16 protein-coding genes are annotated in these 23,552 nt (G+C 47.7%); 1 reads left to right on the plus strand and 15 read right to left on the minus strand.

All coding sequences use genetic code 11. The features are described 5' to 3' along the window. Positions 1-105: 105 nt before the first annotated feature. Positions 106-615: a DUF4145 domain-containing protein gene (locus tag IEW26_RS24745; RefSeq protein WP_188594308.1), complete on the plus strand. Its 510-nt coding sequence runs from the start codon at positions 106-108 to the stop codon at positions 613-615. A 144-nt stretch (positions 616-759) separates the two neighbouring features. On the opposite strand, the gene IEW26_RS24750 is transcribed toward IEW26_RS24745, so the two are convergent. The 15 genes from IEW26_RS24750 to IEW26_RS24820 all read right to left on the minus strand — a co-directional run bounded on the left by IEW26_RS24750 (position 760) and on the right by IEW26_RS24820 (position 23,510). Further along, entirely contained in the window at positions 760-1,092 is a 333-nt protein-coding gene (locus IEW26_RS24750; protein ID WP_188594309.1) for a plasmid mobilization protein, read from the minus strand. 320 nt (positions 1,093-1,412) lie between these two features. After that, complete coding sequence (locus IEW26_RS24755; protein WP_188594310.1) at positions 1,413-2,372, minus strand: DUF3991 and TOPRIM domain-containing protein; 960 nt, start codon at positions 2,370-2,372, stop codon at positions 1,413-1,415. 114 nt (positions 2,373-2,486) lie between these two features. Next, complete coding sequence (locus IEW26_RS24760) at positions 2,487-3,305, minus strand: Rpn family recombination-promoting nuclease/putative transposase (RefSeq protein WP_188594311.1); 819 nt, start codon at positions 3,303-3,305, stop codon at positions 2,487-2,489. An 82-nt stretch (positions 3,306-3,387) separates the two neighbouring features. After that, positions 3,388-3,699, minus strand: coding sequence for a DUF6664 family protein (locus IEW26_RS24765; protein WP_188594312.1), 312 nt, complete (start codon positions 3,697-3,699; stop codon positions 3,388-3,390). A gap of 68 nt (positions 3,700-3,767) precedes the next feature. Further along, positions 3,768-10,967 (minus strand): helicase-like domain-containing protein, encoded by a 7,200-nt coding sequence (locus tag IEW26_RS30875; protein ID WP_229730021.1) that lies wholly within the window; start codon positions 10,965-10,967, stop codon positions 3,768-3,770. 17 nt (positions 10,968-10,984) lie between these two features. Further along, a complete protein-coding gene (locus IEW26_RS24775) occupies positions 10,985-11,476 on the minus strand; it encodes a hypothetical protein (RefSeq protein WP_188594313.1) in 492 nt (163 codons plus the stop codon). A gap of 21 nt (positions 11,477-11,497) precedes the next feature. Beyond that, the gene (locus IEW26_RS24780; RefSeq protein WP_188594314.1) at positions 11,498-15,007 is read right to left on the minus strand and encodes a DUF5704 domain-containing protein; all 3,510 of its coding nucleotides are present in this window, start codon (positions 15,005-15,007) and stop codon (positions 11,498-11,500) included. Positions 15,008-15,011: 4 nt separating this feature from the next. Beyond that, positions 15,012-16,118 carry a copper amine oxidase N-terminal domain-containing protein gene (locus IEW26_RS24785; protein WP_188594315.1) on the minus strand — a complete coding sequence of 369 codons (1,107 nt, stop codon included), beginning with the start codon at positions 16,116-16,118 and terminating at the stop codon, positions 15,012-15,014. Positions 16,119-16,223: 105 nt separating this feature from the next. After that, positions 16,224-17,186 (minus strand): hypothetical protein, encoded by a 963-nt coding sequence (locus IEW26_RS24790; protein WP_188594316.1) that lies wholly within the window; start codon positions 17,184-17,186, stop codon positions 16,224-16,226. Beyond that, a complete protein-coding gene (locus IEW26_RS24795; protein ID WP_188594317.1) occupies positions 17,173-17,721 on the minus strand; it encodes a hypothetical protein in 549 nt (182 codons plus the stop codon). The genes IEW26_RS24790 and IEW26_RS24795 overlap by 14 nt, the downstream gene beginning before the upstream one ends. An 11-nt stretch (positions 17,722-17,732) precedes the next feature. After that, complete coding sequence (locus tag IEW26_RS24800) at positions 17,733-18,119, minus strand: hypothetical protein (protein WP_188594318.1); 387 nt, start codon at positions 18,117-18,119, stop codon at positions 17,733-17,735. Positions 18,120-18,183: 64 nt separating this feature from the next. Further along, positions 18,184-18,663 (minus strand): ABC transporter permease, encoded by a 480-nt coding sequence (locus tag IEW26_RS24805; RefSeq protein ID WP_071639604.1) that lies wholly within the window; start codon positions 18,661-18,663, stop codon positions 18,184-18,186. 83 nt (positions 18,664-18,746) lie between these two features. After that, complete coding sequence (locus IEW26_RS24810) at positions 18,747-20,816, minus strand: hypothetical protein (RefSeq protein WP_188594319.1); 2,070 nt, start codon at positions 20,814-20,816, stop codon at positions 18,747-18,749. Next, positions 20,806-22,665: a Flp pilus assembly complex ATPase component TadA gene (locus IEW26_RS24815; RefSeq protein WP_188594320.1), complete on the minus strand. Its 1,860-nt coding sequence runs from the start codon at positions 22,663-22,665 to the stop codon at positions 20,806-20,808. The genes IEW26_RS24810 and IEW26_RS24815 overlap by 11 nt, the downstream gene beginning before the upstream one ends. Then, entirely contained in the window at positions 22,662-23,510 is an 849-nt protein-coding gene (locus IEW26_RS24820) for a CpaE/TadZ family protein (protein WP_188594321.1), read from the minus strand. The genes IEW26_RS24815 and IEW26_RS24820 overlap by 4 nt, the downstream gene beginning before the upstream one ends. Between the last annotated feature and the right edge of the window lie 42 nt (positions 23,511-23,552).

Consider the following 23,552-nt stretch of genomic DNA (forward strand, 5'->3'; position numbering starts at 1 on the left):
AATACATTCACCATGTTAGAATGATAGTGTGAATTGGTATTGTTATATTGAAGCAAGGGTATCACCCGATTTGAAAATACTCGTAAATGAAAGGACTGAATTTCAATGAACCTCCCCAAAATAATTACAGAAGAAAATTATTACTTACCTAATCCCACGTTACAATTTGTTTCTCTCGATGGTGTTCCAGTTACAGAAGCCACTTACATTGAGGAAGCCAACAAGCTCATATTATCTGAAAAAGTCCCTCTTGATGTTAGAGAGATTTTCGAGACTGCTAAGGCACTATACATGTACGGGTATCTTTACTGGACATTCTTTACGGTAGCTCATGACTACGCTTTTAGAGCTTTAGAGCTAGCAATTAAGCTAAAGCTTGAGGAACGTCAAACTGAAGTACCTAATAAGCTGAGCAAGAAAATTGATAAGTTATTTGAAATAGGTCTTATAACAGAAACAGAAAAATCTATATATCACGGTATTAGGGTAATGAGAAATCAGTTTGCACATCCTTCATATCAATCCCAAACTGGTCACAACATCGAAATCATTAGCTACTTGTGTTCAAGTATTAATAAGCTTTTTGAAAAAGATAATGATAAGAAAAATAATTGATGTTCAGTAGTTATCTCTACTAATGCAATAGCCAATACATTTCATATTTACATTTATATTTGAACTGCTTAGAGCCCAATCACACAACTCTTCTCCCTCACAAAATAATTCAAGGTAACCTTTTAAATGATGTCGTATAAAAGCTTAGCTTGCTCCTTTTTCAGGAGCTGTTACTGCCTGTTGGATATGTTGGACTGATTTCCGAAGTCGGTCGGCTTCCTGTTGAAAAAAAATGCTATCCAAATGCCCAGTTGCATTAGCTTTGGCTGCAAGCTGGTTTAGGTTGTTTCCAATCGCATGAAGCTCTCGCATCATAGCGTAGTAGTCAGGAGGCGGTTTAGCCTTGGGGATATATCCTAGAATTAGAGAACGAATAAATGTTTCTCTTGGAAGGCCTGTAGATTTTACTCCCTTCATGAGATGTGAATGCTCAGATTCACTTAATCGCAATACAAATGAAACTCTACGTTTTCTCATTGATCTCACCCTTGAAAATTTTGTGAAAAAATATATTCTTTAAGCAAAACAAACAACACTCAAGCATAAAAAATGACTTGGGGTCTTAGGGGCTTTGCCCCTAACAAGTGAATTTGGATATCCAAATTCAGTGCTTGCTACAACACGAGACATACGTCTCGCATTGTTCTTTTAAAACACTTGCCGAAAAAAAGCGAAGGCTGCTTCTTGAAATTCACTCGTTACTTACCAACAATCAACCCTTCTTTGAGTGTGTTAAAATACAAATCCCATCATTCATTCCTTCTATTCATAGACATTAATTTCCCCACAAAGCCAAACTATCTTAACCTGATTTGTTCTCTTCTCCGACACAGATAATCTAGTAGCATGTCGTTTACGTCTTTCCCATTTCGCGGTATTTCATCAGAAATAGAAAACTCAGGGGAAAGCAAACGATTAATGGTGAATGCAGCAGTCCTCCCTGGCTCATCATTATCTAAATGCAGAACCACACGGTTAATGTCAATGTGAGTATTCAAATATTGCGTTAAGGCTACCGGAGCATCAGCCTGCCCCTTCCCCGCTGAAGGCTTGTAAATACCACCCAATGAAAGCAAATGCATCTGCCTCCAATCCAAGCCTTTCAGCTTTTCTAGCGTGCAGTAAGATAGCAAATCAATCGCACTCTCAAACAAATGAAGATTTTGCCCATATTCTTTTGCCGCAATAGAAAAGGAGTAGCGCTTATCGCTACCCCCTACCTCGCCCATATATTTTGTTTTACTTGTGCCACGGATAGCTGCATAGCGGGGAATGCCCTGCTGGTCAAACCCGACAAAAACAGCATTATGATAAGGAAGGCTTTCATAGAGCCTCCCAGATGCCAGACAAAAATCTATGACGCTACGATCAATGCCTCGCTTGGTTAAATAAGCAATGACACGCTGATTACTGTCACTTCGCTCTGGAAGCTTAAATTCCTTACTAGAAGAAGTCACGGCATCATGCTGAACATCCCTATGCGAACTTTCTATTGAAGCTGGTCCTGTTAACGCAAGCACGGCTTCTGGAAAGGTTAATTCCCTGACTTTAATGAGGTAGTCTAATGCGGAACGACCGCCTAATCCACGCGACCACCAAAACCATTTTCCATTGGAGATTTTCAGACTATCGTGGGTTCGAGTGCAGTAGACGTTACGAGAACAGCGAACCAGTTCGTAAGGCTCGTACATCTGTAAATATGTCAGCAAATCAAGCTGCTTCGCCTGTTCAATTTGCTCCTTACTTACATAGCTCATAGCGTACCCCCTAATCTAATTTTGGACAAAAAGAAAGACAGCCCTGTAGCTGTGGCTGCCGTCAATTTGCACCATAAAATAAAAATAATAGGGTGAAAAGCGTTCTTTCGCTTACTATCTCAATTCCTTAATTTCTGCAACCGATAAGCCCGTTGCCTCTGAAATGGTTTGCAGGTCCACGCCTCTGTCCAAAAGTCGAAGCGCAATTTCTTTGCTGGTTTCAGTCTTGGCTCCCTCAATTCGAGAATGCTCATCGCTCAGTGCCTTCATTCTAGCATCATAAGCCATGCGTGCCGCTGCATCCTGGCTCAGAAACTCCAGTGTATCCATCGCTTTTTTCAGCATCGGCTCCTTCATCGTCAGCACCTCCCAATTGGATTGATCGACTCCCTTTAAAAACAGCAGCCAGTTCACCAGTCCGCCTTCTTCAAGCTCTGCCGCATGCTCGCTCAGCTTGGTCAATTCCATAATGTGAATTTCAATATCATCCACCAGTTTAATTCCAGTGCGATCCTCTCGCAAATGAAATACGCTATGGTAACGGTCATTAGGCAGACAGGAATAGTTCAGTATATTAATGGTCACGCATTTCTTTAAGGTATTGTAATTTCCGCCCTTAGGTATCTGATGGTAATACATTTCAGACCAATAGAACAGTGTTCGTTTTTCCATATGGTATGGGTTAAACAGCTGCATTTCTATATTCAACAGCTCGCCCTTGGCTGTCTTCGCCTTAATGTCCATAATGGACTGCTTGTCATTTGGACTGTCTGGCTCGGTGTACGGATTAAGCAGCACAATTTCAGTCAGTGGTGATTCACCCGCCTCGCGGAAGGTGCTGTTCAAAAAGGCCAGCAGCACATCCTTGTTATGCTCGCTGCCGAAGATTCGTTTAAAAATAACATCTACACGCGGATCAAGCAATTCCAGCATGGGCCTCTCACTCCATTCCTAACTATCTTCATTATACCATTGTATCCTTTATAGTTGAATATACTCACCTTGGCTGGAACGATTAGAGCACACCTATTTTTTTGAAGTAAGAATAACAGTCGGCATGTCCCTGCATGTAAATGGCTGCTCGCTCCATCTGATCAAGCTCATCCCCAAGCGCTTTACTGAGTAGCCAAGCCTCATAGTCCACTTGACTTGGAAACAAGGCCCGATTGCCCTCCGATACGTTTTGGAGCAACGGATGCTGCTGTAACAGAAGCGAGCGCTGCTCCCCTAGCTGACGGTATACCGGTTCATTTGCACGCAGCCGACTGACCACTTCATTTTCTATTTCACTAAAGCCCATTTTTAATAGCTCTGTCCATAGCTCCAATGCATACACACTCCTCCCTGCCTCCACTATACAAAAGCCAGGCTAGGAGATCGAATGTGTCAAACGAATTATCTCTCCCTATGAGGGGGCTTGCGAGTTGACTCCTGCTGTTCATCCGGGGTAGCATCTACTCCTTCATTTTCTCGTTTGTCCATATTCAATAAGATGTTTAACTCGACAAGTCGCTTAGATTTCTCCTGTAGCTCCTGCTCTTTTTCAAATGGCATGGCAACCTGCTCCTTGGCGGTATTCACCTGCTGGTACATTGTTGTTAGTTGCTGGCTAGCATATTGCAGCTTGCTTGGCAGATCGGACAACACATTGTTTAACCGTGTCATGTTACCGCCACCGTCAGCTCCCAATGGAACCATATAACCAAGCATGCCGCGCAGCGTTACCTTATATTCCTTTTGAAAGCTATCAAAGGACAGCCATAAGCTGAAGCCCAAATAATCGCCAATCTCCTGTGGATCTGGCGATGTCATTTTCTTGCATGCCTCCAGCAAGGCTACGCCTGCTGTTGCCCTTTCCGTATAGCTAGTTCCCTCAATAACCATACCAGGAAAGGCTGAGTCATCCCCATATTTCTGAGAAGATTCTTTGAACAATGCTACGTCTTTCTCCAAGCCCACAATTTTTTCTTCTGTGGACTTAATTTGCACAGGCAGTATTTTGAGCAATCGATCCTCTAATGTATATCGCTGGCTTAAATGATTGGCCTTTAGCAGCTTTAGCTTGGATACCTGAATATCTAAATCCATCTTTTCCTTAATGTACGGGTTGCCTGTCGCCAGCGCCTTTACCTCGGCATAGGACAACGCTGTTTCATCAATATCCTCTGCAGAGCGTACAGGGGACTTACTGGTCATAATTTGGGAGATAAAGCGCTGCTTGTTCTCTAGCGTCTGATACATATAAGCATCAAACGTATTTTCCGTGACATAGCGAAAAATATGAACCTCGCCGTTTTGATTGCCTTGCCGAATAATTCGTCCACTACGCTGCTCCAGATCTCGTGGACGCCAAGGACAATCCAAATCATGAAGTGCAATCAATTTTGTCTGCACATTCGTACCCGCGCCTAGCTTGGCGGTTGACCCGAGCAAAACACGTACTTGGCCGACCCGTACCTTGGTAAATAGCTCCTTTTTTTGCATATCCGTATTGGCATGATGGATATAAGCAATTTCCTCAGCTGGTACACCTTTTTCTACCAGCTTACGCTTTAACTCATCATACACATTGAATGTGCCGTCTGTTTTGGGAGTAGACAGGTCGCAAAATACAAGCTGTGTGAGTCGCTCCTTCGAGCCGTCCAACCAATGCTGATAGACGTTGCTTGCACAAGCGCTCACCTTGCTGCTCTCATAATCAGGGAGTATTGGATTAGCCAATCGCTGGTCTAAAGCCAGCTTACGCCCATCATTGGTGATGCTAAGCATATTGTCCTCGTGAGGCTCAACCTGCTTAGCACGAACCCTCTCTGCACGCTCCGATAGCTCTGCTACCATGTTCTTTTGAAATTCACTCGGTGGTACAGCAACATTATGAAAATATGCTTTTGGCACAGGAAGCTGGAGCATATCTGCTGTTTGAATGTCCGCTACTTCCTTAAACATACTCATTAGCTCAGGCAAATTGTAAAAGCGAGCAAACCTTGTTTTCGCTCTATACCCCGTTCCTTCCGGCGCAAGCTCTATAGCGGTAACTGTCTCACCAAACGTGGATGCCCAAGAATCAAAATGCTGCAATCCCTGCCTCTGTAGCCGCTCATATTGGAGGTAGCGTTGCATCGTATACATTTCAGTAATGGAGTTGGAGATAGGCGTACCCGTTGCAAAAATAACTCCACGTCCCTCTGTCAGCTCATTCAAATAACGACACTTGGCAAACATATCGGAGGACTTCTGAGCCTCTGTTTGAGATAAACCCGCCACATTACGCATTTTGGTATATAAAAACAGGTTCTTATATGAATCAGCCTCATCCACGAACAGCCGATCCACGCCAAGCTCCTCAAAGGTAACAACATCATCCTTGCGGCTCGTATCATTCAGCTTCTCCAGCTTGACCTGAAGCGTTTTTTTGGTCTTCTCTAGCTGCTTAATCGCATAGCGCTCACTTTTAGCTTCCTTCAACTCCCGAATACCACTCGTTATTTCGACAATTTGATCATGCAATTGCTGACGCTGACGTTCTGTTGAAATCGGAATCTTTTCAAACTGCGAGTGACCCATAATAATAGCATCATAGTCCCCTGTAGCAATCCGAGCGCAAAATCGCTTGCGATTTTTAGTTTCGAAATCCTTCTTCGTCGTTACTAAAACATTAGCTGCGGGATAGAGCTGCAGGAACTCTGCTGCCCACTGCTCAATTAAGTGATTGGGCACAACAAACATGCTTTTGTTACATAGCCCCAAATGCTTGCTCTCCATCGCTGCCGCAGTCATTGCAAAGGTCTTGCCCGCACCCACGCAGTGTGCAAATAACGCATTTCCTCCATACAAGGCACGAGCAACCGCGTTAATCTGGTGCTGCCTCAGTCCAATTTCGGGATTCATCCCCTTGAAAAGAATATGACTGCCATCGTATTCACGCGGCCTGATCGCATTAAACCGCTCATTGTAAAGTCGTGTTAATCGTTCCCTTCGCTCAGGCTCCTTCCAAATCCACTCCTGAAAGGACTCCTTTATTCGCTCCTGCTTTTGCTGGGCGATTGCGGTTTCCTGTCTGTTCAGTACCCGCTTTTCTACCCCGTCCTCAACCACCGTATCAAAGATGCGCACATCCCGTAGGTTTAGTGTATCCTCCATAATTTTGTACGCACTCATTCGGCTTGTACCATACGTCATATTGGCTTTAATATTATTGCTGCGATCATCATTCTTGCCGCGTATATTCCAGGCCGCTGTATACTCAGAATAAAGCACTTGAATGGATTGCTGGAACATATAGGGCGTATCCAGCAGCTCAAACATAAAACTCCGAATATCCTCTGCTGGCAGCCAGGTTGCACCCATCCGCACATCAATTTCCGAGGCATCCAGATCCTTCGGCTGCACCGCTTCAAGCGCCCTGACATTTTCACCATACCTCGCATCATATGCGGCAAACTGCTTGGCAACTCGTAGCTTGTCTCGTACATGACCGGATAGATAAGCATCAGCCGTTTCATAGATCGGATTGCCTTCGACATCCGTTCGTTCTGGATTCGCAAATATGATGCCTTGCAGCTCCTGTATCAGCTTCTCCCTTGTGAAGCCTGTTAAATTCTCCATAAAGGGCAAATCAACACAGGCCTTTTCCCCAATGGATACGGCAAGGGCCTCTGCCGCCGTATCCACATGTTCTATGACAGACTGCTGCTTAATCGTACGCTTAGTGAACATGTCCGCCTTGCGAAGCAGTCGTCCCTCCTCATCCAAAATCTCTAGTGAGCATAGCAAAAAATAGGCGCTATCATCGGAAAAGGCAAGACTGTTGGCTCGACTGTTAATCAGACCATATTGCTTGGTAAACTGGTCATACTGCTCACTGAGTCTCTGCTGCTGCTCCCGAATAGCCGCCTCACTATAGTCCTCCATCTGATAGTCCATTAGTGTGCGCACCGTTTCCCGCAAAGCAAGCAGCTCCTTAATACGTCCAGCAGCAGTCATGGAGGTATCCATCCGATGCATGCGGCTATTTTCCCGAAAATAAATGTGTCCATCCACCAGCGTGTAGCTAAAGTTGCGAACGCTTGGATCAGCTGGTAAAGAGAAATCCTGCTCTTCCGGTAGCTCCTCGCGCTCTAATTCTTGCCACTCTGCATGAATGCCCAGCATCGCTTCCTCTAAAAGCTCACTTAGGCTGGTGTCGGGATGAGGCAGACAGGCGGTTTCTCGCTTATTTCCATACATCCGGTCATCAAAGACCATTGTGCCAAGCACCATTTCAGGATGTGCTACAAAATACGCATTAATCGGTACACTATCGACTGTTTCAGCAAGACCTAGCCATTCCACGCTCTGTTCACTGACTGCAACCATGCGGTCGCGCTTTTGCAAAAATAAAATGTCCGCTGTTACCTCTGTTCCTGCATTAGAGAGAAAGGCATTATTCGGCAGCCTGACTGCACCAAGCAGTTCTGCCCGCTCAGCAATGTATTTACGAACAGCCGGACTTTGCTTATCCATCGTCCCCTTTGAGGTGATAAAGGCAATAATTCCACCAGGGCGTACCTTGTCCAGTGTTTTGGCAAAAAAGTAATCATGAATTAGGAATTTATGCTTGTCATACTTTTTGTCAGAAACGCCATAGCCGCCAAAGGGTACATTGCCAATGGCGAGGTCGAAGAAGCTATCTGGCAAGGCTGTTTCCTCAAAGCCGCTGACCATAATGGATGCACCGGGATAAAGCTGCTTGGCTAGCCTGCCTGTAATGCTGTCCAGCTCCACGCCAAATAGCCGTGAATCCTGAAACGACTCCGGCACAAGACCCAAAAAGTTACCTGTTCCACAGGCTGGCTCTAATATATTACCACTACGAAAGCCCATTCTCTCCAAGCATTTGTACATCGCTTGAATAACGATTGGAGAGGTATAATGGGCGTTTAGCGTAGAGGCGCGAGCAAGCTCGTATTCCTCCGGTTCCAGCAGCGCCTTTAGCTGGGCATATTCGTTGCTCCATTGGGCATTCCCCTCGTCAAAGGCCTGAGATAGCCCACCCCAGCCTACATATTGAGCAAGAATCTCCTGCTCCTCGGCTGTCGCCTGACGATTTTCCGCCTCCACCTGCTTCAAAAGCTGAATTGCTGCTACATTACGAGTAAATTTCACCTTGGTACTGCCCTGCCCCAGCTCATGATCCTGAATACGAAAATTGTCTGGAGCGGGATTGCTTGAGCTACGACTTGCTTTCTTCTGCTCTCCTAATGAAAGAGGGTTTAAATCGTGAAACGATGTCTCTCTGCCATCCTTTATATGACTTGTCAAGCTCTGTAAATCATCGTCAGGCTTCTTTTCGCTTTCCACGGATCTTAATGCCTCTTTTTCAAAAAGAGGCCAAAAATCTGCATTCAGTGGGTTGGTTTGCAATAGCTCCTTAAGCTGCTCATGAGATACATCTATTGTATAGTAGGGGCTGTTTGCATCTTGAAGTCGAACAAAATCCTTGTTGAAGAAGGCAATCTCATACTCCGTTTCACCTTCAAATACGGTATCCCCCTGAGAATAGATATATTGTTCATCATCAGCAGTATCTTGACTAGCTTTATTAGTCTCAGCCTCATTATGAACAACCTCTGTTTCCCCCTGTTCTTTTTGCCGATAGAGGGGGAATTGCTTCTTCTCCTGCTGGGTTAAATAACGCCCATGCGCAATTAGCTCCCCAATGCGCTTTTGTACCTTCATCCAGGGCAAGGTGATTTTGTCCTCAGGCTTCCCGCTGAAGCCACGCTCAAGTGTAATTCCCTTACTGTTATGCCATTCCCTTATGTCTGTACCCGTAAGAATGGGTACGCGACCACCCTCACCGTATTCCTGCTTCAAGAAATCGGCATGCTTCTTGGGAGATAAATGCTGTTGAAAATGAGCAGCAATCCGATACTTGCTATCAGCAAAGCTGCTTCCTTTCTGTAAAATGGCATCTATGACCGCTTGCGGCAAAGTAAAAGCAGAGGCCTTTTCTGCCTCTGCTTCCTCCATCCATAATAGCTGTTGTTCAACGGTGGGTAATGATGTCGCCTGCTCTCGAAACTCCTGTAGAAGCAGCATGCTTTGAATATGTTCGGCAATAACGCCCCAATCATAGAAGCCCTGTGCTTCTCGTGCTTCTGCCAAACCTGTCCACAGATGCAGGACATTCGCATAAGGCTCATAGCCGATACGAAGTCCACTTTCCAGCACGTGCTCCGACTGTCCAAGCTCAAACAGACTGCGTACATAACGTTGCTGTGCTTGCCAATCCTCATTTTGAGCAAAAAATAGTTCAATTGCACCCTTATCCTCGCGCAAGGGGGCTGTGCGCAGAAGCTCATTAATTGCCTTCCAATCATGAAAAAACGGAAGACTGTTGTCCTCCGTTCTCCGATCATGCCATTTTAGCTGTAAATCAGCTCCGGCAGTAGAAGCTCCTCCGCCTGCTGCTTGAGGCTGTTCATGTGAGCCATCCACGCCATCGGATCGCTCGCCTTGTCTGGCGCTGGCTGCGTCAGCAGAAGCTGATTCATAGTGACTTCGAGTTGCTGGCGGAGGGTCTGCTCGATCTCCGTCAGATGAGCGTGCAGCTTGCCCGATAACATCAGACTGGCGTACATGCCCATCTGCTCCGTCTGAAGGTAGCTTTTGCGCAGCATCCCATACTTGCCAATCGGCGTTACCTCTTCTGGCATTGCCAGATTCGGAAGCAGGTAGTCCCCTTGACGGGTGTAGGTCAGTTCCATGCTCATCCTTCCCTTCTGTCTTGTTAGCTTTATTGTGCTGGAGCGGTGTTAGTTTTGCAAGGCTGCGACTCTTATATTGCTGTACGGAGGCACGTTCAACTCGTCGCTGCTCTCGAATGGTTGATTCCAACTCGCGCAGCAGCATTTCTGACACATCGCTGATGGCAGCCCCCAATTGAGAGAGGGTAGGCAAGGTATTAAAATAGCCAATACCTGCTAGCTCTTCTTCTCCAATATAGTCCGCGGCAGAAAAGCCACATCGCGTCAGCAGCGTATAGCCTACTGCATACTGTGCGTTCAGGCGAAACAACAGCTCCACATGCGATGGCTCCAGCTCTTCCAATAAGCTGAACTCCAGCTCCTTCATTATTGCTTGTACATAATCGGCACTATTGTCCTCTACCGCCTGTTTTGCGGTGGCGATAAGTAATTCAGGTAAGGTGGCATATTCGCCTTCTTGGTCTAGCCTATTGCTTAGTGTTTCGGCAATCGCAGTGTTGTCGTCTGGCCTGAGATGCCAAAGTGTTATCTCCTGTGCCTTGCGGCTTTGCGTATCTGAAATATCAAACACATGGCGAAGACCAAGTGTGCTACCCCGATCCTCAATTAATGCTATGCCCTTGGCTCCACGTTTTACCCAGCGATCCAAGCGCTTATTCCACACCTCTATAGTTGCGCAGGCCGTTGCATCAGGACGCTGTGCAAACAGGAGCAGTTGGTCATGAAAGGGATACTTATAATTCCATGCTGCTGTTCGCAAAAAAGCGCCCCACTGTTCAGGATCATCCGTGACGCTACGAGCCGTTTGTGCAGAAAGCTTCACCATTTGCTGCATTTTTGCAGTCAATGCTCGCCCCTCCCCTTTTAACGCTCCGCTCCGCGTGGCAGTTTTTTATGTGATGCTGCTGGTTCTTCTGACCCTTTCGCTAGCGGCTTTTCCAGCAGGTGCTCCTTACGGTAGCAATACACATAAAAGTTGTAATCGCCCGCAAAGGGAAAGCAGCGTAAATAATAACGGTGCTCCTTGGTTTGCATGGAGAACCCGTATACATCTGTACTCCATGCACCACCAATACGCGCCTCTGGATGCTGACTGCAAAAGCGAAGCATATGACGGCGACTCTTCAATACCTCCTGTTCACCCATTACTTGGAATACCTTGCCCAGCTCATCTTTAAACGCAGACGTTTCATAGGGGGAGCTTCTCGTGAACCAGTTGACCCAAAACTCTTCCCCTGAACGCCCAAAATCACCACGCAAATGACCAATACAGGCTCGACTAATTTCCTCCTCAGCAGATGCGGAATAAAAATAAGCCGCATCCTCTGGTGCGGCGGCTTGCAGCTTTTCATCCATAGTTCTTCCTCCCAGTTGTAGTTAATGGGTGCCTCCTGTTCCAAAGTCGTCATAACTGGATAAATTGGCATGATAAAAGACAACATCTCCATCCAGCAGGGAGAAGGCTGCCCCGTAAGGATCAACAAAGCTGCGCTGAAAGCCCTCCAGTTGCCATTGATTGCTGAGCGGCGCATCCTTATACTGCAAATGCGGCTCATTCAACTTTTGCTTGTGAATCGTTTCCAGCTTAAAATTCACGATTATATAACCATTCCGAAGAAATATAGGAGATTTGTCGTCCAGCTGTTGGGCGCGCCCGTATTCAGCAATATTGAAGCCCTTGGGTACGACATAAGGTGCAGCAGGCAAACTATACTCCCCAAACCAGCGTTGTACCGAGGCTTGGACGCGAGCCGTATTCACACCTGATGGCGCTTTCGTGCTACCAATTAGGGTTCGCAATTGTGGCGGCAGCAGCATGACATCGTATCCGCCCACATAGGTGTTCTGCTGTGCATTTTTCAGAAATTGACGAATATACGTCTGCTGATCTCCCGTTAAACCGTTTAATGCCCATAGGGAGGTAGCCGTTTGCGTTAGCTCCTGCTGGGAGATATTTCGTAAGCGCGTGTCTAGCGTCACCTGTCTTCGCTCTGTATCTGCACTAGAGCCAATTCGGATGAAGCGAGTATTTCCCGAATGATAGTATAGATCTACCTCCTGCCGATTTTTCCCCTTACTGTCTACAAAATAAAAGGTAGGCGTAATTTTAATGCCGTCGCCTGAACCGAACATGTTGCCGAGTGTTTTCACCTCAAACTTGAACTGATAGCCTGTTTTTACCGCAATGTTTTTTTTGCCTATTTCGGGGTGACTACCCGGACGAATCGGCAACACAAATGGAGTGTTATTCCCTCTTGCTGCACCATCAATGCCATTTTTCCCAACCCAGTAGCTACTTCCGGTCGGTGTGGCACTGCCTTTAGCTGTACGGAACACCGTTTCCCACTGATAATCGGCAATATCCGTAATCCGAAAATCGTACATACGTCCAATTACCTCTACATCAACGGCTTGTGTAGCAACATGATGCGCATTGTCCAGATTGGCATGCATTTGAGAGGTGAAGGATGCCGGACTGTTTTCAGCAATCGTTCGGAACAGCACACTATAGTTACCTTCATCCACCCAAGTAGGCAAATAAAAAGCAGTTTGTAGCTCACCAACAGGAATGGAGGTCCAGGTTTCCTTGGGAATGAGCGTTGTCCGATCCGCCTGATACACATCAAATGGGAACCAGACTTGCTTGTCCCGCATATATTTGGCATAATCGCGGTTGCCATAACCTGTAATGCTCCGATGCTGTCCGCTGGTTGGAATAGCTACGGTGAAGGGACGATTTAAAATGAGTGCTGAACGTCCAGCAGTTGGCTGTGTTTTCTGATTATGCGCCTTGTCATCAGATACGGATGCCAGATTAACCACGGGAGTATGGACGGTTACAGGATTGATGCCTTGAATCGGGAAGCCTTGGGCCTGTCCACCACCAATCCCCTTGACCAGCTTATATTCCAGCTTACCTGCGCTTGGCTGACTCACCTTGTTGCTTTTGCTTGCATCAATGATATAGCCCTGACCATATAGCACATTCTGTCCAATCATGGATGGCGCAGGAATACTTCCCGGCGCTGGTGCGGCTTCCTCTGTCTGACGATTATCCATCACCGTTTGACCGTTGAACACCAGCGAATCATTCTTTACCTTGATTTTAGAAATGGCTGCCTCCGCCTGTGAATTCCAGTTTTCACTAGGGACACTTGGACGACTGCTACCGCCCTGTAGGGTTTGGCCAGGCAGCGTTACATTCTGATAGACGGGATCAGTCAGATGAGCAGCCGTATCTGCTGCATGTGTGGCATCTACAGTAGGTAACGTATAGCCCTTCGGCTGGAGTACGATCTGACCAGCAGGCAGTGCATAATTTGAAACGGTAGCTTTCTCTAGCCCATACACTTCTAAGCGATTAATTAGCCAGTAGCTATATTTTCGCTCGACTGTATAGCTATTGGTTACCGTCTGTGTATCTGAGCGACTGACGGATATTGTGGTTGGATTACCCTTACTGTCCGGAGGACCCGGCTTGGTTTCTGTCCATTGCAGTGTATACGTACGACTAACCGTAATCGGGTAAGACTTCGTCCCCTTTACCTCTGAAAACTTATTACGATATAAATAGGATTTCGCTTCTGCCTGTACGTAAAGACTCTCTGATGTCGGAATCCCCTGTAGCACATCAAACTTCTCAGCTCCGCGTGTGTCTGCCCGAATGACGGCCGCGACGGAAGGATTCATCATTTCCGCTTCCTTGGTTGCCCCAGGCTGCTCCTCGTCCTTTCCGCCATTGGCAGACCTGTAGATACCGATGATGTTTGAGCCGCCTGAACCCACACGAATAGATCGTTCTCGTAGCTTGCTGTCGCCCTTCTCCTGCACGAATAACTGCTCCTGAGGCTTATTATTGTTGGTAATGTAGGAACGAATCAGCTCATAGGCCTCGCCTTCATGTGTAAGCGTAGCTTCAAAGGTATGCTGCACCTCTGAGCCAGTAGCATACTCGCCCTTGTCTATCTCCTTAATTTTTTCGCCACTGCTGGTTAAATAAATCGCCTTAACTTCATTTTTTTCGGAATACTCTGCAATAACGTCTGAACCGCCTAAGGCAACGGTAAAGCTCCGAATACGCACCTTATCATTGGTTTCTGGATTTTCCTGTAGCCACTTCTTTTGCGTCTTGTCCTGCTTGGGCGAGATATAGGATCGGACAATCGTGTAGGTTTTACCGCCATCTTCAATAACAGCAGGGAATTCATGATTGATTTCCTCCCCAATTTTATACTTGCCCTTTAGAAAGGTGACCTGGGGCTGCTTAATGATTTTGCCATCCACTGTTTTAGCAATAATATCTACTGGAAAATCTGCACTTCGGTAGTATAGATGGATGCCAAAATAATCATCGAGATCATCGGGAACCCGCCAGCCCTCAGCTCCCTTAATCCCTCCCAATGTATAAAATGGTCCTTTTCTAACCGAGCCATCACCATTGACAGATACCATGACTGCATAAAAGAACAGGTCATCGTTATCCTTGATGCCCTCCATGCCTGCCGCCCAAAGTCGCTGTGTTACGACATCCTCCGGTATTTTATAATAGGATGTTAAAGGTTGTCCTGGTACTGCTGGATTAGGAAATTGACCTGTTTGTTGAACCTCCTGCTCCATAAATAGTGCATGGGGTTTGCTTCGTGGATCTCCACACTGCTTGGGAGTTGTTGTTGAGCAAACCTGCTCTCGCGTAACGACCCAGCCCACTGTTCGATAACGAATCGCGGCTGTTGCCGCTGTACTGGTTATTTCAAATTTAATCATGCCATCCTCAACCTTCATAACTGGTGGTGCAGCTTCTACACGACTAATGCAGATTATAGGCATAAAAAAAGTGCATGCCAGCAGCATGCACAGAAGACGCTTATATAGTTTTGTATGCTTCATACAGCTATTCCACCTTTGAAATGGTTTGGTTGTTGAATAGGCTAGCCGTCGGCGAAACCTTTAGGGTGCTTCCCCAATCCCCGCCTACATTAGTTGTCATTTTAATATCTGAGTAGCCCTCGTACCATACATTCTTTTCAAACCTTGCATTTTGTGGGAACCACTCATCATATATCAATCGTTCCTGTTTATCAAAAGAGATAAATTTAAGACGGAACTTCACACGCATATGATAGGAACCAAATCCATCCTTATAAATCAGTGAAGGCTCCGGCTCTAAATAGCCCGCTACTTGAATTTTGTTACTCTTTACCCAGTCTACATACTTGCGAATATATTTTAGCTCTGCGTTAGAGTTCTGCATTTTAGTAGCAAATACAGCCTGCGCCCAAGCATCATCTATTGATCTGTAATCCACATTTAGCCATAATCCACCAAAGGCCTTCAAACGTCCCATCCAAATATCTATATTTGCTTTTGTAAATTCAGGGACATTGGAATAAAGCTTTGCTGTCACTCTCCGATCAGTCGGCTCTGAATACGGATAAGCCAGCTCATACATTTCATTCGGTAAGTCTGCCAAAATGTACGGATAATCTGCTGCGTTTTTAGGGAGATTGGTCTTTCGGATGAGCCGTCCCCACTCATCGGTATCTGCTTCAGATAACTCCTTGGTTTGAATCAGCACCGTTGCTGTCTTGCCCTCCCATTTCACCTCAGCGCCCAGCACCTCACTGACAAAGCGCAGTGGCACAAACGTTCTGCCACCAGTCATGACAGCCTGTGTATCCAATTCGATTTGTTTCCCGTTCACAATAGCCGTTGCGGAGCCGATGGCCAGGCTAATATCCTGCCCATCACGAGAAATGGGAACTGTTCGACTTTTCCCCTCCCAGCCTACCTTGGCTCCAAGGGATTCCGCTACAAATCTTACGGGTACTAGCGTACGCTGATTAGCATCAATATAGGCTTGTGCATCTGGAAACCAAATCTTTTTGCCATCCAGCACGACACTCACAAAGGTAGGCGGTAAACTGGAGGCATTCGCACTTGCAACAGGTATACTCACAAGCAAAATAGCCATAAGCACAGCCAGTGTCCATTTCCTCATCCTGCTTCACCTCTTCGATTATTTTAATGACAATATTGGAAGGATAACCCTATTACAGTAAGCATAAAGGCAATGTCATAGCATGTCTACCCTCCCAGTGCAGCTTTATGGCAAGGGCATATAGCCTTTTTGCGCAGCCACCTGCTCGCTGGTGAAGGTTTCTTCGATAGGATAGTTATAGTTACTGGAACGACGGTAATATACCTTCATTTCTCCTTTGCGTGCGCCCACTATTTCGGGTAGCTTGACCACTCGACTACCGCCAAAGGCATAGCTGTTGTACACCCTGCTGCCCATCGGAATTCCTTGTAAGAAGGCAATGACACCTACATCTTGAATAGAATTGTGCCAATCCTCCAGCGGAATAGAAGGCAGTGTAAACGTATAGGACACACCGCTACGCAGGGCAGCCTCATTATGCTGGTTAATCCGATAAGCCAGCTCGTCCTGAAGAGCTTGAACGATAGTACTTTGCCGAACCTGATTAAATAGGCTCCCATCCCTTAGAAGCGGAATAGCTGCTGCTGATAGCTCCGAGCGTACCCCCTCCTGCCAGCTATACGTGCCAGCAGCATATGCCAATACCTGCTCATCCAGTGTAAACGAAAAGCTATTACCCGCCGTATCCGAATACACATAGGGCTTCTTCAACCCCCAGGCTGTTCCCATGATGGTTTGATTCCCACTATCTATCCATTCCTCCTCTGCATAGACATAAAATCCGTCATAGCCAACAATGGCAACTGCCGGAATATATCGCCTCAGCACACCCTGCGCTATCGGATCATCTGCAATCCCAAAGTTCAGATACAGTGTGTGATAAAAGGCTTCTATTGCAGCCTCCTTGTTCATTGCGATGCGCTTGACCGATTCGTAGCGCGACTCCTTTTGCTCATCTGCATTCAAAATCAGCGCTTGCGCCGCTGCATCTACAGCAGCATCCAGCGCCGCATCATAGCGTAGCTCCAGCAGCATCGTTTTTCGCAGTAATTCTGTTTCAAACTGATTCATTTGCGCGAACGGAAACAGGATCAGTACACCAACAACTGCCCACTCAATCCACTTCATTGCGCACCACCCCGCCGTAAGGAATGACTATTTCTTCGCTTGCACTAACGGCGTTGTTTATAAAATCAAACATCACTGTGCCTGACGTGCGACTTTTATTGGCAACCGTTACGGCAAAGGTATCTCCTATCCGCAGCTTGTAGCGGCGAAGCGGGTCCTCCTTAGGCACAGACTGTTCGGGAAACAGCGTCGCCATGATTTGTGCCTGATAAAAGTTGTCTGTGTGAAGCTCATACCGATTTTGAAACGTTTCAGGACGCGTCACATCCGTGTATACAGGCACATATTTCTTGCTTTCATGCTGCATCTGCACATCAAACACCAAGCCCGTCACAGACAGCGCTTCAACAAAATCATTGTACATTGTAGGCGAAATATACCCCTTATCTCGCACACTATCTACAAACGTGGTTGTCACCTTCATCGCCACTAGCTCCGATAGATCATCCTGCTGCTGAAAAGCGGTATAGATGGGATACAGGTACAGCAGCAGCACAGCTAACAGGATGGAAAAAACCTTCATATAGCTGTTCATGACATTCTCCTTTATGAGGTCAAGCGGACACGGAGCACTTCTCCATTGGAATCACGGTCATATTGCACTTGATAGCGTGCGTTCATCCGAAGGCTCGAAGGCAGTCCGTTCTCACGCTCGATGGGGGCGGAATACCGCACATCATCTACCATAATTTCAACAGCTCCCTCCTCCAAACGGGCAAGCAGATGCAAAACCTCATTGCCTGACAAGCGACCATCTCCCGCAAGGGGGCTAAGGGATTGCTGAATGCTGCGATCCAGCCCTGTTCCTGCCAAGTAAGCAGTCTTCGTCATGGCATTCCCTGTTGTGAATAGCCCTAGCCCACTCGTTATCGCTAACAGAAACAGCAAGCAAGCTGCGCTCATCTCTAGCATGTTTCTGGTTGCATGTCCCATGTCGCTGCCTCCTTTCTTAAAAGCAGCGAGCAGACCTATGTCTGCCCGCTAACCCTGCTATTTCTTATTGCTGACGGAAAATAATACCCCGAATGACGTTACTGCGATCCAGCACCAGTTGTGCCTTAAACTTTCCGCTCGGATTGACATAGTTCACATTTGCCTCATCCACCGTATGACTGAGCTTCCCTGGCGCTTCGCCAACGACCGTTCCATAGGTGATGCTATCCAGCGGCACTCCAGCATTAATCACCTTGCCATACCATTGTCCTGTCGGATTTTTACCTGTCACGATTTGAATCCCGAATTGCTCCTGATCGCTGAACTTACGCAGTGCATTGACGACTTGGCTGCCGGACAGCGTGGTATTGTCATAGACGGTAAATGCCGTTTGGGATAGCTCGGTTTGAATATTACTAAAATTACTTTGCGCCGCCTTGGTGGAATCCTGTGCGGACGTAAACAAAACAACCGCCAGTGTAATCAGGGCGATGGCAAGGAAAATTCCTGCGGCCATCACTAGTGCTTTTTGTGCATTTGACATGTCTTATCTCGCTCCTTTGAAGGTATAAAGTAGTACAGCAAAAAGCCCTCCCCTGATGGAAAGAGCCTGTAAAGCCTTACAAATTATTGAATGCGTTGAAGCTGTTCATAATAAACCGACATCTGATTCAGACTGACCCAAATGAGGGGCAGCACCAGATAGCCAAAAATGAGCGTCATCATCGGAGCGAAGCCAATCCAACTGCCCCAGCCTGCCTTATGCTCAATTAATTGCTCATACTCCTGCTTACGTTGCTCCTGAGCAAAGGCATACTCGGACTCCAAATCGTCAAAGACATCACGCAGCGGTAGACTCTGCGCAGCCAGCTCCAGCTTTTCGACTGTGCGTACAAAGGGAAGAAAGGGGACATCCTCCTTGAGCTGTACCAGCGCCTGCTCAGCCCCCTGGTCGAAATGAAGCAGGCAGGACTGAAGCGGCTCCTTAAATAGCCTTGCAAACTGCTCCAGCCAAATCAGTAAATCCTCTACCGACATGCGTTCCATATGGGCTAGCATGGCAATGACCGTATGCAATTGATCGACCTCATGCTTCATTTCCATCTGCCGCATTTTTCGCTGAAACAGACGAATGCCTACAGGGAGGCAGTAGCCCGCCCAGCCTGCTAGCAGGATAAGCAGCACCTCCCACCATTTCACATATTGCTGGTCAAGCTGCTCCAGCTTGCCTAAAATTCGCCGCGCATCTGCCTCAAGCTGCGCCTCGGTTTTTCCCTTGTCGGCCTCACCTCCTAAAAGTGATAAAATCGTTGTCATTGAGCGCTGCTTCACCCCCTTTAATTGCTCCATCATCTGTCTATCTAAGGCTAAAGCTGCCTCTGCGCTTGCCTGCTCCTCCGGTGTCGGCTGACCGAGCAGGATGCCAGAGCGCACTGGCATGTATAAGAGCTGATGGCGTGCTGTAATATGCAGCGCAGCACCTATACCGATTGCCATGAGCAGGGCAATCGCCCCCGCCATGATTCGCCGGAGCGTAAACCATTCCAGTCGCAGCGGAGATCCGCTCTCCTTGAGCAGCCTAATCAGCCTGCTTGCTTCATCAGAGCCAGGTGCTGGCCCCAAGCGATGGACAAGCCTGCGAACCCAGCCCCACTGGTATAAGTGCTTTTCCCATATCGCTCGATTCGTAGACTTGGGCGTCATCTCCAGCTCCTGAATGTGCCGAAGCAAAATATAAGAGAGCCATACGACCAGCAGCACACCCAGCTTGGTTGTCCAGCCAGAGGTGCTCGTATAGAAGGCAGCCATTGCCGGAAAATAACGACTCCCCCATGCCTCCAGTGGTTGTGTGAACAACAGTGGCAGCAGCGCAATAACTGACAAGCCTTGCAGTAGAAAGCCAAGCCTTTCTCGTCTAAGCAGCTCCAAATTCAGCTCATTCGTCAGCTTGCCTAATGACTGTAAATACAGCGAGCCCTCCTCGGTCTGCTTGTCCCCATATTCCTTCGTCAAGTGAGAAAGTCCCGCCAAGCCCTTTAAATAGCGGTTCGGTGCCGTTTCCAAATACTGCTCCAGCCGTTCCTCTGTATGACTGTCCGACAGCACCTCCACCAGCTCCTGCCCATGCAGTGCCATCTCATAAGCGGCGGAGTCTGCCGCCTCATAAAGCGCCTCCTCCACCATGCCATGTCGATGATAATGATGCCGCAGATCACCTAAAAAGGTACGAAGCTGGCGCAGCAGGCGAACCTCCAAGCGCTGCACGACGACATCAACCATCATGCCATGCACGACCCAGCAGCCAATGAGCAGCATGAGCAGGCTCATCGGATCACGCACCCATAGCAGCAGAGGAAGGCTTGCCAATCCAAGCACACTCCATGCCCACAAGGTCACGCGCATCGTTTCCAGCCGCAGCTTCCACTCATCCCCCATATGCAGGATGGTCAACCGTTTGCGTATGGAGCTTAGATAGGCACGAAGTAAAGGAAGCCTGCTGCACAGCAAATATAGCCGCTGCATGAACTGATGCAGTGCCTGCTTTTTACTGGTTTTGGCGGGCTTGCGTAAGGCCTCATATTGTCGCGCCGCACCCACCTCGGAGCTGTAGCGAGATAGCCAGAGAAAGGCAACCGCGACACCCAAAAACAGCACCGTTGCGGTTCCCAGCAGCAACGAAAGTCCATCAAGCCTCATGCTCATCCCCCCAATGGCTTAGAAATGCCAAGAAAGCCGCTTGGTCAGGACCAGAAAGCCGCTCCAAAATGGCACTGCGGCAAGTCTCTGACAACGGATGCACCGCAACATACTGTCCATGCTGAAACTCCACCACATTGCGTGCCTCATATAACGGGCGATCTGTGGAGCGCTGAAAATATGTGGTCATCGTATCCATAAAGGCGCTCATTTTCCCCTCCAGCGTAGGCAACTCCCGAAAATGTGTGGGATAGGCTGCTTCCTGCTCCAAAGGCACACACTCTGTGATGCGCTCAATATAACGTCTTCCATCCAAATCGCGGCGCAGATGAATATCAAAGTTAATGACGCTGACGACCTGCTGCTCGGCTATTCGTTCGTTCGTAAATACACCTGTTTTAAGCAGTGAGTTACGGAGCGCATAAACCAAGTCGCGAAAGGTCTTGGCATGATGCGTAAACAGCGTAAACAAGGAGGCAACCTGCGCCATTTGAACCATCCAGGCTGCGACCGGATCGGTGGCTATCTCACCCAAAATATTAACCGAGCCGTCTGTTTTCTTTTGAATATCCAGACCTGCCTGACCCGAAATGGTATCCGTTTCACGTAAGCTGAGAATGTTACGATTTGGATAGATCTTGCGGAGTTGCAGCTCAAAGCTCATTTCCTGTACCCGAATGGGAAGCAATGCCGAAATATGCTTCACCATTGCCATAAGCAGCGTGGTCTTACCGCTACCCTGTGCACCAGTAATGGCTGTAATTCGCTCACCCATGACCAAAAAGCGAATGAGTCCAATTGGTATCTCCGCATGCTCGTCCTGCAAAAGCTGCTCCAGCGTGGCGCTTTGCACATCAAATTTGCGCACAAAAAAAGCCCACGATTCGGATAATCGGGGGCGCAGCACCACTACGCGGGAGCCATCCGCCATTTCGTTGACCTTATAGCCGTTTGCCTCGGACAGCTGACCAGGGAAATTATGCTTGTAGATGTTTTGGCACACACGGCGTAGCTCCTGCTCTGAGCCAAAGGACAAAAAGCTCAAATGAATCGACTTCCCCTGATAAAACAGCCAGACACTATCATAGGAACATGGAGCCTCTCTCAGGCTCGTCTGCGCTGTATTCTCACCCTCCCATACAGAAGGGGGAATGCCCGATACCCCGCCAGAAATACCATCTATGCGCATATCCCGCAGCTCGTCCACCACACTAAAGCCCTTGTATTGCTGATAAATCCGTTGAACTATAAGCTCCAGCTTGTCCTGTATCTCAAGTGTTGGTAGCTCCTGCTCATAAATCTCAGCAATCTCCTCGGCTGTGATGCGATAAACCTCCTCATCGCCCTCCTCCAGCAGCTTTGCCTCGTCCAGCGCATAGCGCTGAAGCAACTGACTAAGCGCCTCATAGCCATGCTGCTGCTTGTATGTGTACAGCAAAATCTCAAAGCGATCCTGTGACGTAAGCTGTTCAGGATTGTCAAAGGGAATTAGCCGATCTAGGCTGACCTCATCCAGCGTAAAATGATGGGTAAGCAAATCAGTAATTACCTGCTTCACATATTGCTTGTCCCGCAAATCACCAGAGGTTGCACCACGCAGTGCGCGTTTCAGCTCTGCCCGCTTGCTTTTACGCCGACGATACTCTTCTTCGGACAAGCCATAATCGCTCAGATTCGCACTTGTCAGCTCATGCAGCGTATGCTTGATGTAGTCTGTCATGCCCTCCAGCGTATAGATGGGGACTTCTTTCGGCTGGTCTGGCATGATGCGGTTCATGCGAAGGAACAGAAGGCTGGCTCCTGCCAACAGTAAGCCTAAAATGAGCAAGCCATGCCAAGCGGCCATCATTGATTCGGCTCCTCCCTTCCACCAAAGAAGGGCTGGAGTCCGCATTGCTTGACAAGCACCTGCGTCACCCTTCTTACCTCATGAACATAGTTGAAATTTTCATGTGCCTTGCTTACCTGTCGATTTCGGAAGAAATAACGAAGACCATCGCCCTGCTGACGCGCATCCAGCCAGCCTGTGTTGTAGCTCATCGGATAAGCTGCTTCACGCTGCTTGCCAAACTGTCGCAGCAAATTTTTCACAGTCCAGGTCGAATGACGATCATATTGACCAAATAAGAGCAGATGCTTTTTACTCTGCATCAGCTCCTGTAGGCTTGCATGCCGAAAAAACTGCTGGAGCACCAGTTTGTTTTGTGGCAGACAGATTACTAGCACATCCGCCTCCTCTAGTAGCTTCATCGTCCACGCACTCCTTGTACCGCAGCCACCATCGACAAGCACCAAATCATAAGCACGCTTCGCCATATCCAGCATGGCTGTTAACCAAGGCATGGCTGTAATGATAAAGCTCTGATCTGTTCGCTGCGAGCCTGGCAGCATATCTAGTCTGTCCTTGAGTAGCGGCAGCGTGTAATTATAGATCATGGTAGGCTGCAGCTTTTGGTTTTGCACCAGTCGCAGCAGCGCATCCACTCCCATATCCGTGCCACTGAGCAGATCGCCCTGTTGCCATGAGGTGCGTGTAAAGCCCTGCTCCAGTGCTGCAAAGCTACTATTCATGTGACCAAACAGCACAGTGCGTGCTGTATACTCCAGTCCGAGCAGGGCGGCTACCGCTGTCAAGTTGCTGGTTGTTCCCGCTTGACCGGATACCGGACTCCAGAACACAATCGTATGTCCCACAGGTAAACTCCCTCCTTTTTCTCCCGTTCCTTATTCTTCATG

Origin of the sequence: Paenibacillus silvae (assembly GCF_014639235.1) — a bacterium.
GTDB classification, from domain to species: domain Bacteria; phylum Bacillota; class Bacilli; order Paenibacillales; family Paenibacillaceae; genus Paenibacillus; species Paenibacillus silvae.